13 protein-coding genes are annotated in these 17,665 nt (G+C 59.7%); 7 read left to right on the top strand and 6 right to left on the bottom strand.

The genetic code is table 11. The annotated features are described in order from the left end of the window. Positions 1-39: 39 nt before the first annotated feature. Positions 40-1,320: a glutamate-1-semialdehyde 2,1-aminomutase gene (gene hemL / locus IAE48_RS10195; protein ID WP_042711954.1), complete on the top strand. Its 1,281-nt coding sequence runs from the start codon at positions 40-42 to the stop codon at positions 1,318-1,320. Between the two features lie 154 nt (positions 1,321-1,474). Here the strand turns inward: hemL and fhuB are convergent, their stop codons facing one another. From fhuB to hrpB, 6 genes are all read right to left on the bottom strand, one after another. Continuing rightward, positions 1,475-3,457, bottom strand: coding sequence for a Fe(3+)-hydroxamate ABC transporter permease FhuB (gene fhuB / locus IAE48_RS10190; RefSeq protein ID WP_200134263.1), 1,983 nt, complete (start codon positions 3,455-3,457; stop codon positions 1,475-1,477). Further along, positions 3,454-4,344 (bottom strand): Fe(3+)-hydroxamate ABC transporter substrate-binding protein FhuD, encoded by an 891-nt coding sequence (gene fhuD, locus IAE48_RS10185; protein WP_200134262.1) that lies wholly within the window; start codon positions 4,342-4,344, stop codon positions 3,454-3,456. The genes fhuB and fhuD overlap by 4 nt, the downstream gene beginning before the upstream one ends. Continuing rightward, positions 4,344-5,141 carry a Fe3+-hydroxamate ABC transporter ATP-binding protein FhuC gene (fhuC, locus tag IAE48_RS10180; RefSeq protein WP_200134261.1) on the bottom strand — a complete coding sequence of 266 codons (798 nt, stop codon included), beginning with the start codon at positions 5,139-5,141 and terminating at the stop codon, positions 4,344-4,346. Before fhuC ends, fhuD begins: the two co-directional genes overlap by 1 nt. A 49-nt stretch (positions 5,142-5,190) precedes the next feature. Next, a complete protein-coding gene (gene fhuA, locus IAE48_RS10175; protein WP_200134260.1) occupies positions 5,191-7,440 on the bottom strand; it encodes a ferrichrome porin FhuA in 2,250 nt (749 codons plus the stop codon). A 251-nt stretch (positions 7,441-7,691) separates the two neighbouring features. Continuing rightward, a complete protein-coding gene (mrcB, locus tag IAE48_RS10170) occupies positions 7,692-10,214 on the bottom strand; it encodes a bifunctional glycosyl transferase/transpeptidase (RefSeq protein WP_023480502.1) in 2,523 nt (840 codons plus the stop codon). Positions 10,215-10,331: 117 nt separating this feature from the next. Then, positions 10,332-12,761: an ATP-dependent helicase HrpB gene (gene hrpB / locus IAE48_RS10165; protein WP_200134259.1), complete on the bottom strand. Its 2,430-nt coding sequence runs from the start codon at positions 12,759-12,761 to the stop codon at positions 10,332-10,334. 72 nt (positions 12,762-12,833) lie between these two features. Here hrpB and thpR point away from each other — a divergent pair, with 72 nt between their 5' ends. From thpR to folK, 6 genes are all read left to right on the top strand, one after another. Continuing rightward, positions 12,834-13,367 (top strand): RNA 2',3'-cyclic phosphodiesterase, encoded by a 534-nt coding sequence (gene thpR / locus IAE48_RS10160; protein WP_200134258.1) that lies wholly within the window; start codon positions 12,834-12,836, stop codon positions 13,365-13,367. A gap of 44 nt (positions 13,368-13,411) precedes the next feature. Beyond that, the gene (sfsA, locus tag IAE48_RS10155) at positions 13,412-14,116 is read left to right on the top strand and encodes a DNA/RNA nuclease SfsA (protein ID WP_094419382.1); all 705 of its coding nucleotides are present in this window, start codon (positions 13,412-13,414) and stop codon (positions 14,114-14,116) included. A 172-nt stretch (positions 14,117-14,288) separates the two neighbouring features. Further along, positions 14,289-14,744 carry an RNA polymerase-binding protein DksA gene (gene dksA, locus IAE48_RS10150; protein WP_007373199.1) on the top strand — a complete coding sequence of 152 codons (456 nt, stop codon included), beginning with the start codon at positions 14,289-14,291 and terminating at the stop codon, positions 14,742-14,744. 90 nt (positions 14,745-14,834) lie between these two features. Then, positions 14,835-15,731, top strand: coding sequence for a tRNA glutamyl-Q(34) synthetase GluQRS (gluQRS, locus tag IAE48_RS10145; RefSeq protein ID WP_200134257.1), 897 nt, complete (start codon positions 14,835-14,837; stop codon positions 15,729-15,731). Positions 15,732-15,789: 58 nt separating this feature from the next. Then, positions 15,790-17,187, top strand: a complete 1,398-nt coding sequence (pcnB, locus tag IAE48_RS10140) for a polynucleotide adenylyltransferase PcnB (RefSeq protein WP_225975754.1) — start codon at positions 15,790-15,792, stop codon at positions 17,185-17,187. Then, on the top strand, positions 17,184-17,663 hold the full coding sequence (gene folK, locus IAE48_RS10135; RefSeq protein ID WP_200134256.1) for a 2-amino-4-hydroxy-6-hydroxymethyldihydropteridine diphosphokinase: 480 nt from the start codon (positions 17,184-17,186) through the stop codon (positions 17,661-17,663). The genes pcnB and folK overlap by 4 nt, the downstream gene beginning before the upstream one ends. The last annotated feature ends 2 nt before the right edge of the window (positions 17,664-17,665 follow it).

The raw sequence follows: 17,665 nt of genomic DNA, 5'->3' as shown, positions 1-17,665 counted from the left end.
GAGCGGCAACGATTTTTTCCAGCAACCAGGAATGAAAGCATGAGTAAGTCTGAAAACCTCTTTAATACAGCGCGACAGCTTATCCCTGGCGGGGTCAATTCACCGGTACGCGCCTTCACCGGCGTTGGCGGTACGCCGCTGTTTATCGAGCGGGCTGACGGAGCTTATCTGTACGATGCCGATGGCAAAGCCTATATCGACTACGTCGGCTCCTGGGGACCGATGGTGCTGGGCCACAACCACCCGGCGATCCGCAATGCGGTGATTGAAGCGGCCAGCCGCGGCCTGAGCTTCGGCGCGCCGACCGAGATGGAAGTAAAAATGGCGGAGCTGGTGACCGAACTGGTTCCGACCATGGATATGGTGCGTATGGTCAACTCCGGCACCGAAGCGACGATGAGCGCCATCCGCCTTGCGCGCGGTTTTACCCATCGCGACAAAATCATCAAATTCGAGGGCTGCTACCACGGCCACGCCGACTGCCTGCTGGTGAAAGCGGGTTCCGGCGCGTTAACCCTCGGTCAGCCGAACTCACCCGGTGTACCGGCGGATTTCGCTAAGCACACCCTCACCTGCACCTATAACGATCTCGACTCGGTGCGCGCGGCGTTCGAGCAGTATCCGCAGGATATCGCCTGTATCATCGTTGAGCCGGTCGCAGGCAACATGAACTGCGTACCGCCGCTGCCGGAGTTCCTGCCGGGCCTGCGTGCCCTGTGCGACGAGTTTGGCGCGCTGCTGATTATCGATGAAGTGATGACCGGTTTCCGCGTCGCGCTGGCGGGCGCACAGGCTTACTACGATGTAGTGCCGGATCTGACCTGCCTTGGCAAAATCATCGGCGGTGGGATGCCGGTAGGCGCCTTCGGCGGTCGCCGCGACGTGATGGAAGCGCTGGCACCGACCGGGCCGGTCTACCAGGCAGGCACACTTTCGGGTAACCCGATTGCGATGGCCGCGGGCTTCGCCTGTCTGAACGAAGTGGCGCAGCCGGGCATTCACTCTACCCTGACCGATCTGACGACTCGCCTGGCGGAAGGTTTGCTGAACGCCGCGCAGGAAGCGGGCATTGGGCTGGTGGTGAACCATGTCGGCGGGATGTTTGGTCTCTTCTTTACCGATGCGCAGAGCGTGACGAGCTATCAGGATGTGGTGAAGTGTGATGTTGAGCGTTTTAAACGCTTCTTCCACCTGATGCTGGAGGAAGGGGTTTACCTGGCACCGTCCGCGTTTGAAGCGGGCTTTATGTCCGTTGCCCACAGCGTTGAGGATATCGATAACACCATCGACGCCGCGAAGCGCGCCTTCGCGAAGCTGTAATGCCCTGCCGGGTGGCGGCTACGCCTTACCCGGCCTACGAAATCATCATGCAGTCATTGGGAAATGCCGGATGGCGCTGACGCTTATCCGGCCTACAAAATCGTTTTCTCAGCCTTCGTAGGCCCGGTAAGCGCTAGCGCCACCGGGCATTTTTTTAGCGGCTCTGCTTTCTCAGCAGATAGATAAAGTACGGCGCGCCGATAAAGGTCGAGAGCAGCCCCGCCGGGATCTGGAACGGAAACAGCACCATCCGCCCGCACCAGTCGGCAAACACCAACAACACGCCACCCACCAGCGCCGAAATGACCATATGCGGCATCGTGCGGCGAAAGCCCATCATGCGCGCGATATGCGGTGCCATCAGCCCGACAAAGCTGAGCGGCCCGATAGTCATCGTCGCTGCCGCCGTCAGCGCGGCCGCCAACAGCAGCAGCACCACACGCGACGAGGTCAATGCCATCCCTACCGAGCGCGCACTCTCCCCGCCGAGCGGCAGGATCATCAGCCAACGGCGGCACAACGGGGTCAACGACAGCAGCACCACCATCACCACCGCGCTGCGCACCACCAGTTCACCAGAAGCGTTATAAGTACTGCCGGAGATCCAGGTCAGGATCGTCGCCATGCGCGGATCGCCGCTCGCCTGCAACATCATCAACAGCATGGTAAAGGCGGTACTGAGCGCCATCCCCGCCAGCAGCATGCGGTGCGGCGAAAAGCCGCCGCGCCCGGCGGCGAGCATAATGATCAATAGCGTTGCCGCCGCGCCAAGGCTCCCGGCGGGCAGCAGCCAGCCAAAGGCGTTGCCCGGCACAAAGAAGAGCATCAACACCACGCCAAACGCCGCGCCGGAGCTGATGCCCAGCACTTCCGGGCTGGCCATCGGGTTACCGGTCAGGCGCTGGATAATGCACCCGGCCACCGCCAGCATCATCCCGGCGGTCAGCGCGGCAATAATGCGCGGCCAGCGCCAGGGCAGCAGTTGATCCAGCAGCGTACCGCTGGCCCACTGCCAGCCGTGGGCATCGCGGCCAAAACTGAGCGCCGCCCACATCGCCAGCAGCAGTAACAACACGCCGCCCAGCGCAAACCACATCACATGCCCGCGCTCGGGGCGAACCTTATCGCCACCATCCATTGCCGGGGCGCTCATACTGCGCAGGCGCGGCAGCAGCCAGAGCAGCAGCGGTGCACCAATCAGCGCCGTCATCGATCCGGTGGAGACCTCCATCCAGACGCGCGTCAGCCAGAGGATCACCTGATCGGAGAGCCAGAGGATCAGCGCGCCAATCAGCGGGGCCAGCATCAGACGCGTCAGCAGACGCCGTGCGCCGAGCATCTTCGCCAACAGCGGCGCGAAGAGGCCGATAAACCCGATAATGCCAACCGCGTTAACCAGCAGCGCACTGAGTGCAATCGCCAGCGTTAACGCCGCCAGCCGCGCCAGCGACAGCGCCAGCCCGAGGTTGCGCGCCACGCCATCATCCAGCCCCATTAAGGTCAGCGGGCGCAGCAGCAGCAGCGTTAACACCGTACCGCCAAGCAGCTGCGGCCAGAGACGCTGCACCACGCTCCAGTCGGTCTGCGTCAGCGTGCCGGTGCTCCACAAAAACATGCTTTGCAGCTGATCGTGGTGAAATAGCGCCAAAAGCTGGTTGATCGCCCCGCAGTAGAGGCTCACCACCAGGCCCGCAAGAATTAAGGTCACCGGGGAGAGCCGTTTTCCCCACGCGACGCCAAACACCAGCGCGCCGACGGCGCAGGCACCGAGCAGCGCCGCAAACTGCGATGCCATTACGCCCGGGATCGCCCACAGCGTGGTGATAGTGATGCCGAGTTGCGCGCCAGTCGCCACGCCAAGCGTGGTCGGCTCCGCCAGCGGGTTACGCAACACCTGCTGGAACAGCACACCCACCAGCCCAAGCCCGGCGCCGACCAGCAGCGAGATCGCCAGGCGCGGCAGCAGGCTGTAGTGAAACAGCATCTGATCGATACGATCGATATTCGGCGTAAACAGCGCCTGTCCCCACTGGGCGCGCGGCAGCGCAAGGGTGAGGTTGTACCAGGTCAACCCGGCCGCCAGGATAAATAGCACCGCCAGCAGCAGCGCCGATGAGAGGGAGAAGCGACGGATCATGCCCGGCCTCCCAGCGCGTTATCCAGCACGCGGGTGAAGTGCATGGCGGAGAGCGTCGCGCCATAGAACCAGACCGCCGGCACGCGCTGAAAACGCCCCTGGCGCACAAACGGCATCGCCTGCCAGAGCGGTGTCGCCATCACTTTTTGCATATCCTGTTCATTGTTGTGATCAAAGCAGATCACATCCGCGTCTTTATAGGCGGCAAGCCGATCGATGCCGACCGCCACGCTGCCCCAGAAGGTCTGCTCGCCCTGCCAGGCGTTACGAATGCCGAAGTCATCGAGCACTTCCTGAAACAGGCAGTTGGCACCAAATACCAGCACATGGCGCGGATCGAGCAATGTAATCATCAGCAGCGGGCGATCGCCGCGCCGGGCAAAGCGCGGCTTTGTGGCGCTCATCAGCGCATCGAACTGCGCGAGATGCTGTTTCGCCTGCACTTCTTTGTTGAGCAACTGCGCCATCTCATTCAGCGAGCGTCGGGCCATTGCCAGCGGCTTTTTGCCGTCGCTAAAGGTAAACCCGCGCCCCGGCGCAATGGTCGCCAGCTTCGCTTCAGAGGGGCCATAGCCCGCCGACCAGACCAGCAGCGAGGGCTTCATCTGCGTCAGCAGTTCGAGGTTCGGTTCGGTGCGCAGGCCAACATCAATGACCGACGGCGGCAGCGACGGTTCGTTGACCCAGGTGTTGTAATTCTGCACATCGGCGACGCCGTAGGGCATCACGCCCAGCGCCAGTAGCAGCTCGACCGGCAGCCACTCAAGAGCGACGACGCGCTGCGGATCGACGCTGGCAGCCTTCGCACCACGCATCTGCCAGAGCAGCGGCGATAGCGCCATGGCCGTCAGTAAACGCCGACGGCTGAGTTCAGGTATACCGGCCATCAGTAGACAAAGCTCACGGGCGCGGCACCGGCCGGGTGTGGCAGGATCCCCATCGGGATCCCGTAAATCTGCTCCAGCGTCTCGGCGCGCATTAACGCCTCCGGCGCGCCTTCGGCGATCATTTCGCCGCCGCGCAGCGCCACCAGATAGTCACAGTAGCGCGCCGCCATATTGATATCGTGCAGCACGGCAATTACCGTCAAGCCACGCTGCTGGCTTAAGCGGTGCACCAGCGCCAGCACATCAACCTGATGGGCAATATCGAGCGCGGAGGTCGGCTCATCAAGCAGCAGGCAGCGGCTATCCTGCGCTACCAGCATGGCAATCCACGCACGCTGGCGTTCGCCACCGGAGAGGCTATCCACCAGCCGGTGCGCCAGCGGTTTTAAACCGACCAGCGCAATCGCCTCCTCCACTTTCTCCCGGTCAGCCACGCCAAAACGCCCCAGTGCCCCGTGCCACGGATACCGCCCAATCGCCACCAGTTCGCGCACGGTCATCCCTTCCGCCTGCGGCAGCTGCTGCGGCAGATAGGCAACTTTGCGGGCGAAGGGTTTGCTGCTCCAGCTCTCCAGCGGCTGCCCGTCGAGCAGAATATCGCCCTCAGAGGGCGCCTGATGGCGGCCAAGCATCTTCAGCAGCGTCGATTTACCCGAGCCGTTATGACCAATCAGGCCGGTCACTTTCCCGCTCGGGAAGGTCAACGACAGCGGATGCAGCAGCGTGCGTCCCGGCACGCGAAAGGTGACATCGTTTAGTTGAAAGGTGGTATCGGGAAGCGTTTTGTTTTCCTGCATGGTTGCCAACTTGTCAGAGGGCACGGCGAACCGTGCCCGAAGAGAAAGATTAGAAGCGGAAGGTTGCGGTTGCCGTCACCTGACGTTCAGCGCCCCAGAAGCAGCCGTAGCTGTTAAAGCAGCTGGCGACATACTCACGATCGAACAGGTTATTGACGTGCAGGGCGACATTGGAGCCCGCCATGCCCAGACGCGCCAGGTCGTAACGCACCAGCGCATCAACGACGGTAGCGCTACCGACTTTAAACGAGTTCGCCGGATCGCCGAAGCTTGAGCCGGTGAAGCGCGCGCCGGTGCCCAGCGTCAGGCCGGAGAGCGCACCATCATAGAAGGTGTAATCTCCCCACAGCGAAGCCATATGTTTTGGCACCTGCGGCGGAGTGTTACCTTTCAGTTTGGTATCGGTGGTGTATTCCGCTTGCGTATAGGTATAAGAGCCGACCACATTCAGGTTGGCGGAGAGCGCCGCTTTGGCTTCAAGCTCCACGCCGCGCGAACGCACTTTGCCGCCCTCGACTGACCAGACCGATCCCGCAGGGTCGGCCATCAGGTTGTTGCTCTTGGTCAGCTGATAGAGCGCGCCGGTCAGCACAATCGGCCGATCGCTCGGGCTATATTTCACCCCGGCTTCATACTGTTTGCCTTTCGACGGAGCGAAAATCGCGCCATTCGCACCGGAGGTGGACGACGGTTCGAAAGATTCGCTGTAGCTGAAGTATGGCGTGACGCCATTATCAAACAGGTAGTTAACGCCGCCGCGCCAGCTGAACTGGTTATCGTCACGGGTTGTGGTGATACCAGTCTCGCGGTTAAACGCACTCTGCTTCGCCCAGTCGTAACGGCCGCCCAGCGTAACCAGCACCTTCTCCCACTGCGCCTGATCCTGCGCATAGAGGCCGGTCTGTTTCTGGCGGTTAAGAATGCGGTAAGCGCCAGACGGGCCAGAGTGGGCAGCGAAATCAAAATTGCCGCGATCGAGGTTATAGATATCCGATGGCGCAACCGATCCCGCATAGCCAAACCACGAGTCGATGTCGTTACGCATACGCATAAAGTCGACGCCGGTCAGCAGCGTATGGTCGATAGATCCGGTGGCAAAGGTGCTCTGCAACTGCGTATCGACCGAGAAGTTCTGCAACTTCTCGTTATCAATCACATACTGGCGCGTCAGGTAGTGGTTCCACTGCGACGGCGCGATGCTGGCACAAGGGCTGTTTTTTGCATCGGCAGTGTAGAGTGGATCAGAACACATGCCGTAACCATAGACGCTGTTTTGCGAGGTTTTGTTCTCGGCGTAGCGCAGGTTCTGGCGCACGGTAAAGGTATCGTCGAAGGCGTGCTCAAAGCTGTAACCGACCATCTTCTGGTTACGGGAGTAGGTGTTGTTCTTCGCGCCTTCGTTGAAGCTGGTCGGCAGGCGTTTGCCGTTCGGCAGCGGTTCAACGGTCCCCTCTTTCGGCAACCAGCCGTAGTAGCCGGTGTCAGGCTCATTCTGGAAATAGGAGAGGAAGGTGAAGTTGGTTTTATCATCCGGCCGCCAGCTAAATGAGGGGGCGATGGTATAACGCTGCTCTTTTTTCCCGTCCTGCTGCGCATTCGCAGAGCGCGCCAGGCCGGTCAGGCGATAGGAGTAAACACCGTCGTCATCCAGCGCGTCGCTGAAATCAAACCCGGTCTGAAACAGGCTGTTGGTACCGGCTTTAAACTGAATTTCGTGCAGCGGCATGGTGGTCGGGCGCTTGCTGACCATATTCATCAGGCCGCCGGGGCTGCTTTTTCCGTAGAGCACGGAGGTTGGCCCGCGCAGCAACTCAACGCGTTCCAGCATATAGGGATCGATTACCGCGTCGTTATAGAAGTTGCCCTGCAGCTTCAGGCCGTCGAGGTAGTTATTCTGGCTTTGGTTATCAGCGGCAAAACCGCGGATGATCAGCTGATCGTAAGTATTGGAAGCCCCACGCGTGCCCACGCTGACGCCCGGCGTGTAGCTCAGGGCCTCTTTCGCCGATTTCGGCTGGTGCAGCGCGATCTCTTCGGCGGTGACGACGGAAATGGACTGCGGCGTTTTTTCCAGCGGCATATCCGTTTTTGTTGCGGTCGCGGTATGTTTCGCCGCGATGGTCGCCGCTGGCCCCCACGCATTCTCTTGCGGCGCGGCGGTGGTGACGGTGATGGTTTCTTCTTTTGAGGTGGTGGCAGCCTGTGCATAAACAGACATGCCGCTAACCGCTGTGGCTACTACGACTGCGAGAGTACGCAGCGTAAAAGTGACTGGCTGAGCAGTTGTTGGACGCGCCATGAGTGTATCTCTGATTCAGTAAGTGAACGTTAACGTAAACGAGAATTATTATTATGACCGCAGAATAATATGCGAAGCGCTCAGTGCATAGCAAGCGCAAAGCCGCCCGGCGGGACTCTGGAGGAAAGAATTAGTCGCTGAAAAAGCAGGATGTTAATTGCATGAAGAAAGGAATTTAACGCGGCGTTATTTGAATGTATCAGAAAGGACAAAATAAAAACCCCGGTCTGCTGAACCGGGGTTTTTTATCACTAGTTACTGCCGAACATATCTTTAATCCAGCCTGCTACGCCATCGCTCTTCTGCTCCTGCTGCGGCTGTTGTTGCTGCGGCTGTTGCTGCTGTTGCGGCTGCGTCGACTGATCGAACGGGTTGCCCGTTTGCGGCTGCATCATCTGGCTTTGCTGGCACAGCGCGTCCGGATTGGTGGTCCAGACCGGCAGCTGACGTACGCCACCGCCGCCGCAGATAAAGTTACCCATATCATCAACGCCGATGTTGGTGATGTCCTCCGGCGGCGTCAGATCCAGCGGGATCGGCGACTGGTTTTGCAGATAACGCTGGTAAATCGCCATCGCGCCGCTGGCACCATACAGCTTGGTCGGCTGGTTATTATCGCGGCCAACCCAGGTGATGGTCACTTCACGCCCGTCGATGCCGGCAAACCAGGTATCAACGTTGTTGTTGGTGGTACCGGTTTTCCCTGCAAGGTGCAGGCCCGGATACTTCGCGCCAAGCTGGCGACCCGTTCCGCGCTGAACCACCTGCTGCATGGTCCACAGCGTCATGTAGGCTGCCTGAGCAGGCACCACACGTTCCGCCTGCGGGTAGCTCTGATAGAGCACCGTGCCATCTTCAGCAATCACCGAACGCAACGCGGAGAGTTGCGCGCGGTTACCGCCGCTGGCGATGGTCTGGAAGGCCTGCGCCACTTCAATCGGCGTCAGGTTGAGCGCACCCAGCAGCATTGACGGCATGCCGTTCAACTGATTTTTCGGCGCGCCGAGTTTCTCCCAGGTGTCCGTTACCGCCGGTAAGCCTACCGCCATGCCGAGGTTAACGGTCGGCACGTTCATCGAGCGCGTCAGCGCATCCACCAGCATCACCTGACCGCTGAAGCGGCGATCATCGTTCTGCGGCGACCACACCTGGCCGTTGGAGAGGCGCAGGGAAATCGGCGCATCCGCAATCCAGGTGTTCAGGCGATAGGTATTTGGCTGGCTCAGCGCCGTCAGGTAAGTCGCCGGTTTCGCCAGCGAGCCGATAGAGCGACGCGCCTGCATCGCACGGTTATAACCTGCAAACTGCGGTGTCGCACCGCCCACCATCGCGCGAACTTCACCGGTGTAGCGATCGACCACCACCATCGCGGTTTCCAGATCCGACAGCTTGCGCTGTTTGATCAGCAGCGGAATGCCCTCTACCGCCGCTTTTTCGGCAGCATCCTGCGCCACCGAATCAAAGGTGGTGAAGATCTTCACGCCGGAGAGATCTTTAACTTTATCGCCAAGTTTGCTCTGCAGCTCCTGGCGCACCATCTGCATAAAGGCTGGCTGAGGTGAGATCACCCCACCACGCGGCTGCACGCCGAGCGGACGGGCACTGAGCATGTCATACAGCTCCTGGTCAATCACGCTCTGCTGTTGCAGCAGGCGCAGCACCAGGTTACGACGCTCAAGGGCCAGTTTCGGGTTACGCCACGGGTTATAAATCGACGCCCCTTTTACCATCCCCACCAGCAGCGCCTGCTGATCGAGGCTCAGCTCTTCAACCGGACGGCCAAAGTAGTAGAGGCTCGCCAGCGGGAAACCGCGGATTTCGTTATCGCCGCTCTGACCGAGGTAGACCTCGTTCATATAGAGCTCAAGGATGCGATCCTTGCTGTAGCGGGCATCCATGATCAGCGCCATATAGGCTTCGTTGGCTTTACGCCAGTAGGAGCGCTCGCTGCTCAGGAAGAGGTTTTTCACCAGCTGCTGGGTCAGCGTACTCGCCCCCTGCACCGTGCGACCTGCGGTAAGGTTCGCCAGCACCGCACGGCCAATGGAGTAGAAGCTGATGCCGTCATGCTCGTAGAAGTGGCGGTCTTCCGTCGCCAACAGCGTGTCGACCAGCAGATCCGGGAAGCCGTTACGTGCGACAAACAGGCGCTGCTCGCCGTTTGGCGAAGAGAGCATGGTGATCAGGCGCGGATCGAGACGGAAGAAACCGAACTGGCGGTTGCTGTCCATATTCTCAATCGTCTCCAGGCGATCGCCGTCAAAGGTCAGACGCGCGCGCACCTGGCCCTCTTTGCTGTCCGGGAAATCAAACGGACGGCGGATCATCTCGATGCTTTTCGCCTGCACGGTGAACTCACCGGGGCGCGTCATCTTGGTCACTTCGCGGTACTGCGTCGCTTCCAGCAGCTTGACCATCTCATTTTTGCTGATGGCCATATCCGGCTCGAGGTTGACCATACGACCATAGACGGCCGCAGGCAGCTGCCACACTTTACCGTCGATGCGCGCGCGGATTTTCTGATCCAGATAGACGCCGTAAATGGCAAACAGCACTGCGCAAACAATGAAAATTTTCAGCAGCAGCCAGAACCAGCCGCGTTTACCACGGGGCTTTTTGCCTCTGCCTCTTCCCTTTTTCGGCACTGCGTTTTCCTCTTCATCATCGTATTCGTCATACTCTTCATCACGAACGCGACGACGACTGATTTTCTCTTTTGCCGGGCGCGCAGGTTTCCCCTTGCGTCCAATTGGCTCGCGGTCATTCCCCGCCATGCTTTACTCTCCGCAACGTTCAGGCGCAAGGGCCCGATTCTCAGCTCTTCGGCCCACAGGCAGAAGAAGAACTCTCTCAATTTATACCACTGCTGAATGACGCTATACGCATCAGCACTATGAATACTTTTTCGTTCGCCGCGTCGGCGCGGTATTCGCCGGATCGTCCGGCCAGACATGTTTGGGGTAGCGCCCCTTCATCTCTTTTTGCACCTCGCGGTAGGTTCCGGCCCAGAACGCGCCTAAATCGCGCGTAATTTGCAGCGGCCGCTGGGCAGGCGAAAGCAGCTCCAGCACCAGCGCCACGCGCCCCTGCGCAATCGTCGGCGTGGTGGCTTCACCGAACATCTCCTGCATCCGCACCGCCAGCGCAGGCGGATTATCTTCATGATATCGGATGGCTATCCGGCTTCCGGTCGGCACAGTGTAATGCCCAGGCAGCTCACTATCCAGCCGTTGACGCAACGACCACGGCAGTGCCTGCTGCAACGCCTGCCCCACGTCGAGAGACTGCAAATCGCGCAGGGAACGAATGCCGCCCATCTGCGGCAGCAGCCACGCCTCAAGGGTGTCGAGCAGCGAGGCGTCATCAACGGCGGGCCAGTCGAACTCCGGCAGCCACTTCGCGGCGCAGAGTAAGCGTAAACGATACTGCGCCGCTTCGCTTGTCCAGTTCAGCACTCGCAGCCCCTTTTCGCGAATACCGTTTAGCATCGCCTGGTGCAGCTCCTCCTCAGAGGGCTTCGCCAGCGGCTGTGCGCTCAGCGTCAGTTGCCCAATTTGCCGACGACGAAATGCTTTCAGGGTGCCGAGCGTTTCATCCCACTCGACGCTGTCAGACTGGGTAATCAGTTGCGGGCATTGGGCAACAAGCGCGTCGATATCCAGCGGCAGCGCCAATAATATACGCGCATCTGGCGACTGGCTCCCCTGCAACAGCAATGGCGCGAGCAGCCATTCGTGACGGTTTAGCGCATCATCGGCATCCAGCGTTGCACCTAAACCGTTCGCCAGCTGATAGCGCCCCTGCTGACCGCGCCTGCGCGCAATTCGATCGGCAAACGCACAGGCGAGAAGCGGTGCCAGCGCGTTGTTATCCGGCTCGCCTCTGCTGCTCTTCAGCCTGCGTGCCAGCTGGCGCGCGCGCTGTTGCCAGTTCCCCTGCTGGCGCGAGAAGGCAGTGCTCAAATCAGAATTACCGCCGCGCGGCGGCTCTTCGAGGATCGCTGCAAGCTTCGCCGCGGTGGCAATCTCATCATCGCCCTGCGCGCTCGAAAGGATCGCTGCCAGACGCGGATCGTTGCCGAGCGCCGCCATTTTCATGCCAAACGGCGTTAAACGACCCTCTTCCAGCGCGCGCAGTTGCGTCAGCAGCCTGCGCGCCGCCGCCAGGTTAGTCTCAGGCGGCAGATCCAGCCAGTTAAGCTGCGCAGCATCCTGGCAGCCCCACTGCAATAACTCCATCAACAGGCCGGAGAGATCGCTATTGACGATCTCCGGGCTGCTCTGCGCCGCCGCGCGCTCCGCCTGCTCTTTGGCAATCAGATGCAGGCAGATGCCCGGCTCCAGACGCCCGGCGCGTCCGGCGCGCTGGGTCATCGACGCCACGCTGATGCGCTGGGTAATCAGGCGCGTTAAGCCGCTGCGGGCATCAAAACGGGCAACGCGCTCTTGCGCGCTGTCCACCACCAGCCGGATCCCTTCAATGGTCAGGCTGGTTTCGGCAATATTGGTCGCCAGCACCACTTTTCGCCTGCCGGCAGGCGCAGGCAGAATCGCTTTGCGCTGTTCGCTTAACGGCAACGCACCATAAAGGGGGCAGAGCAGCACATCGCTGCCAACGCGCGACGCAAGCTGCTCCTGCACGCGCTGAATTTCGCCGACGCCCGGCAAAAAGAGCAGCAGCGAACCCGATTCGGTGCGCAGCAGTTCAGCCGTGGCCTGTGCCACCGCCTCATCAAAACGCTGATGAGCGGGCAGCGACTGGTAGCGCTGTTCAACCGGGAACGTACGCCCTTCGGAGACGATCACCGGCGCATCCGGCAACAGCGAGTGTAGACGCTCATTATCCAGCGTCGCGGACATAATCAGCACTTTCAGATCGTCCCGGAGTCCCTGCTGCACATCAAGCAGCAGCGCCAGCGCCAGATCGGCCTGTAGACTGCGCTCGTGGAACTCGTCGAGGATCACCAGCCCGACGCCGCTCAGCTCCGGATCGTTTTGGATCAGGCGAGTGAGGATCCCTTCGGTGACCACTTCAAGGCGGGTGTTCGGGCCAACACAGGTGTCGGCGCGCATGCGGTAACCCACGGTGTCGCCGGGTTGCTCATTGAGAAGCTCCGCCAGCCGCTGCGCAACGTTGCGCGCCGCCAGACGTCGCGGCTCGAGCAGCAAAATTTTCCCTTCAACTGCATTCTGTTGCAGCAGTTGCAGCGGCAGCCAGGTCGATTTACCGGCCCCGGTCGGGGCGCTCAGCAGCACCTGTGGCGCATTTTTCAGCGCAGAGAGAAGATCGGGCAGAACGGCGGCAACCGGCAGTAAGGACACAAACGCTCCAGGGGTTAACAGAAGAGGAGCGGCAGTATACCATCCCCACATATTCTTGACCTCGAGCACACTATGCCCGCATCAAAAAGGCTCTTTTTTGCCATTGAACTGCCCGCCGAACTCCAGCCCCAACTGGTGCAGTGGCGCGCGCAACACTTCGCGCCGGAAGCGGGACGGCCAATTGCCGCCGCCAATTTGCATCTGACGCTGGCCTTTCTGGGCGATATCAGCGCCGAGAAACAGAAGGCGCTGGAGACGCTGGCCGGACGCATTCGCCAGCCGGGCTTTACGTTGACGCTGGATGATGCCGGGCAGTGGCTGCGCTCGCGCGTGGTGTGGCTCGGTTCGCGCCAGCCGCCGCGCGGGTTACTGCAACTGGCAGATATGCTGCGCGCGCAGGCAGCACGCAGCGGCTGCTATCAAAGCCCACAGCCTTTTCACCCGCATATCACGCTGCTGCGCGATGCCAGCCACGCGGTTTCGCTCCCGCCGCCGGGTTTTCGCTGGTCTTTTGCGGTCACTGAGTTTGCGCTCTACGAGTCGCAGTTTCTCAACGGGCGTACCCGTTACACCGCCCTGAAGCGCTGGCCCCTTAGCGGGGAGTAATCATTTCGGCGCGTCCTGAGCCACGAACATATTAAGGAAGAGATATGGAATTCACCCCACCGCTACAATCCGCCACGCTTGTGACGCGCTATAAGCGCTTTCTGGCGGATGTCGTGACGCCCGAAGGCGAAACCCTGACGCTGCACTGCCCCAATACCGGCGCGATGACCGGTTGCGCGACGCCTGGCGATCGGGTCTGGTATTCCACCTCAACAAATCTGAAGCGCAAATATGCCCACACCTGGGAATTAACTGAAACGCAACAGGGCGCATTTATTTGCGTGAATACGCAGCGGGCAAATATGTTAACGAAAGAGGCGATTATCGCCGACCGCCTGCCTGAGTTAACGGGATATAGCGAGCTGAAAAGCGAAGTGAAATATGGTGCGGAGCGCAGCAGAATTGATTTTCTGTTACAGGCGGAGGATCGCCGCAACTGCTATATTGAAGTGAAATCGGTCACGCTCGCCGAGCAGCAGTCAGGCTATTTCCCGGATGCGGTCACACTGCGCGGGCAGAAGCATTTACGGGAGTTGATGAGCGTTGCGGCCAATGGTGACCGTGCGGTGATCTTGTTTGCCATTCTGCACTCCGCCGTTGAACATTTCGCACCCGCGCGCCATATTGATGGGGAATACGCACGATTATTGAGTGAAGCGCAACAAAATGGGGTGGAAGTTATTGCTTATAAAGCGGAACTTTCTGCCGATAATATGAGTCTTAGCTTGCCGCTACCGTTCTCGCTTTAAGGCAAGCGCCTGACGAATAAGTGATTTGGTCGCGTGCGCAAATACGCTTTTCTTCACAGGGTTGTCAAGTGTTACGTATGGATATTTGCCATCCGTAAAAGCATCTGCTATTTATAGCGGCCTGATTTTTCCCCCATACGGGGATCGATAGTGCGTGTTAAGGAGAAGCAACATGCAAGAAGGGCAAAACCGTAAAACATCGTCCCTGAGTATTCTCGCCATCGCTGGGGTGGAGCCGTATCAAGAGAAACCGGGCGAAGAGTATATGAACGAAGCCCAGCTGGCGCACTTCAAGCGGATTCTTGAAGCATGGCGCAATCAACTTAGGGATGAAGTCGATCGCACCGTTACGCACATGCAGGACGAAGCGGCTAACTTCCCGGACCCGGTTGACCGTGCTGCTCAGGAAGAGGAGTTCAGCCTCGAACTGCGTAACCGCGATCGCGAGCGTAAGCTGATTAAGAAGATCGAAAAAACGCTGAAAAAAGTAGAAGACGAAGATTTCGGTTTCTGCGAATCCTGCGGCGTTGAAATTGGTATCCGTCGTCTGGAAGCGCGTCCGACTGCCGACCTGTGCATCGACTGCAAAACCCTGGCGGAAATCCGCGAAAAACAGATGGCGGGCTAACCCCCGGCATTCCCCAAGACGCCCCGCTGATGCGGGGCGTCTCTTATACGGCGGCGAACGCGCCCGCCCTGTACTTTTTTGCCTGTCGATATGCCTGAATCACACTATATCGGGCGCTTTGCGCCATCCCCATCCGGTGAACTGCATTTTGGTTCGTTAATTGCCGCCCTCGGCAGCTATCTGCAAGCCCGTGCTCAGCATGGAATCTGGCGCGTGCGGATTGAAGATATCGATCCTCCCCGCGAAGTGCCCGGTGCGGCAGAGACAATTTTGCGCCAGCTGGAACATTACGGCCTGCACTGGGACGGCGAGGTGCTGTGGCAATCGCGGCGACATGAGGCTTATCGGGAAGTGCTAGCACGGCTGCACCGTGAAGGGCTGAGCTACTTCTGCACCTGCACGCGGGCGCGTATTCAAAGCGTCGGCGGTTTCTATGATGGCCACTGCCGCGCGCTGAATCATGGTCCGGAAAACGCTGCGGTTCGCCTGCTGCAACGCCAGCCGGTGCTGGAATTTACCGACCGTCTGCGCGGGCGCATCGTTGCCGAAGAGAAACTGGCGCGCGAAGATTTTATTATTCACCGCCGCGATGGATTATTTGCGTATAACCTCGCCGTGGTGGTCGATGACCATTTTCAGGGTGTGACGGAGATCGTGCGCGGCGCGGATCTGATTGCGCCGACGGTGCGGCACCTCTTCCTTTATCAACAATTAGGCTGGCCGGCACCGGAGTATGTTCATTTGCCATTAGCCCTTAATGAACAAGGGGATAAGCTCTCCAAGCAGAACCATGCGCCTGCCCTGCCGGAGGGCGATCCGCGTCCTGTGTTGATCCGTGCTTTACAATTTATGAACCAGGATGTAACAAAAGAGTGGCAGGATCTCTCGCTGGAGGATCTGCTGGAAAAGGCGGTGGCGAACTGGTCGCTTTCACGCGTACCTGTAACAGGCGATGCGAATACAGCATTCTCAAATGCTTCGCGCTGAGCTATGATTAGCCGCTATTTTTTTGTCCCGATGACGTCTGACACTACCGAGGTGTACTATTTTTACCCGAGTCGCTAATTTTTGCCGCAAGGTGCTAAGCCGCGAAGAGAGCATGGCCGTTGAGGCAATGGCCAAACCGCAAATGGCGGTTATCCCGCGTGAGCAGCACGCTATTTCCCGCAAAGATATCAGCGAAAATGCGCTCAAAGTGCTCTATCGTCTGAATAAAGCGGGCTATGAAGCTTACCTGGTAGGCGGCGGTGTGCGCGACTTGTTGCTGGGCAAAAAACCAAAAGATTTTGATGTCACCACCAACGCCACGCCGGATCAGGTGCGCAAGCTGTTCCGCAACTGCCGCCTGGTGGGTCGCCGTTTCCGCCTCGCACATGTGATGTTCGGGCCGGAGATTATCGAAGTGGCGACCTTCCGTGGTCATCATGACGATCAACAAACCGATCGCACCATCTCCCAGCGCGGCCAGAACGGCATGCTGCTGCGCGACAACATCTTCGGCTCAATTGAAGAAGATGCCCAGCGTCGTGACTTCACCATTAACAGCCTCTATTACAGCGTTGCCGACTTTACCGTACGTGATTACGTCGGCGGCATGCGCGATCTGCAAGAGGGCACCATCCGCCTGATCGGCAACCCGGAAACCCGCTACCGCGAAGATCCGGTGCGCATGCTGCGCGCGGTGCGTTTCGCCGCCAAGCTGGGCATGCAGATCAGCGAAGAGACCGCAGAGCCGATCCCGCGTCTGGCAACCTTAATTAACGACGTGCCGCCGGCGCGTCTGTTTGAAGAGTCCCTGAAGCTGCTGCAGGCCGGTTACGGTTACGATACCTACCAGTTGCTGCGCGAATATGGCCTCTTCCAGCCGCTCTTCCCGATTATCACCCGCTGCTTTACCGAGCGCGGCGACAGCCCGATGGAGCGCATTATTGCCCAGGTGCTGAAGAACACCGATAACCGCATTCACAACGATATGCGCGTTAACCCGGCGTTTCTGTTTGCCGCTATGTTCTGGTATCCGCTGCTGGAGAACGCGCAGCGTATCACCCAGGAGGGCGGGCTGGCCTACTACGACGCCTTCGCGCTGGCGATGAACGACGTGCTCGACGAAGCGTGCCGCTCGCTGGCGATCCCGAAACGCATCACCACGCTGGTTCGCGATATCTGGCAGCTGCAGCTGCGCATGTCCCGTCGCCAGGGCAAACGCGCCTGGAAACTGATGGAACATCCTAAATTCCGCGCCTCGTACGATCTGCTGGCGCTGCGCGCCGAGGCGGAAAACAATGCTGAACTGCAACGCCTGACAAAATGGTGGGGCGAGTTCCAGGTCTCTGCACCGCCAGCGCAAAAACATATGCTTGATGATTTAGGTGAAGAGCCGGCCGAGCGCCGTCGTCATCGCCGTCCGCGCAAGCGCGCGCCGCGCCGTGAGGGCAGTGCGTGACGCTGGCCTTTATCGCGCTGGGCAGCAACCTCGCCTCGCCGCTCGATCAAGTGAACGCCGCGATAGCCGCGCTGGGGGATATCCCCGACAGCCGGATCGTGGCGTGCTCCTCGCTTTACCGCACTCCCCCGCTCGGCCCGCCGGATCAGCCTGACTATCTCAACGCCGCCGTGGCGCTTGAAACCACGCTCGCACCGGAAGCCCTTCTCGACCATACGCAGCGCATTGAGCTGCAACAGGGGCGCGTGCGTAAAGCCGAGCGCTGGGGGCCGCGCACCCTCGACCTCGATATTATGCTGTTTGGCGAGATGACGGTGCAGACCGCGCGCCTGACCATTCCCCACTACGATATGAAAAACCGCGGCTTTATGCTGTGGCCACTGTTTGAGATCGCCCCTGACCTGCATTTCCCCGATGGCGAATCATTACAGGCCGTGCTGACGCGGCTGAACGCGCCAAAACCTCACGGCTGGTAACC

The organism is Kosakonia sp. S57 (assembly GCF_016516575.1).
Classification (GTDB): domain Bacteria; phylum Pseudomonadota; class Gammaproteobacteria; order Enterobacterales; family Enterobacteriaceae; genus Kosakonia; species Kosakonia cowanii.
The sequence above is the reverse complement of the archived record's forward strand: the minus strand, read 5'-3'. Positions and strand labels throughout refer to the sequence as shown.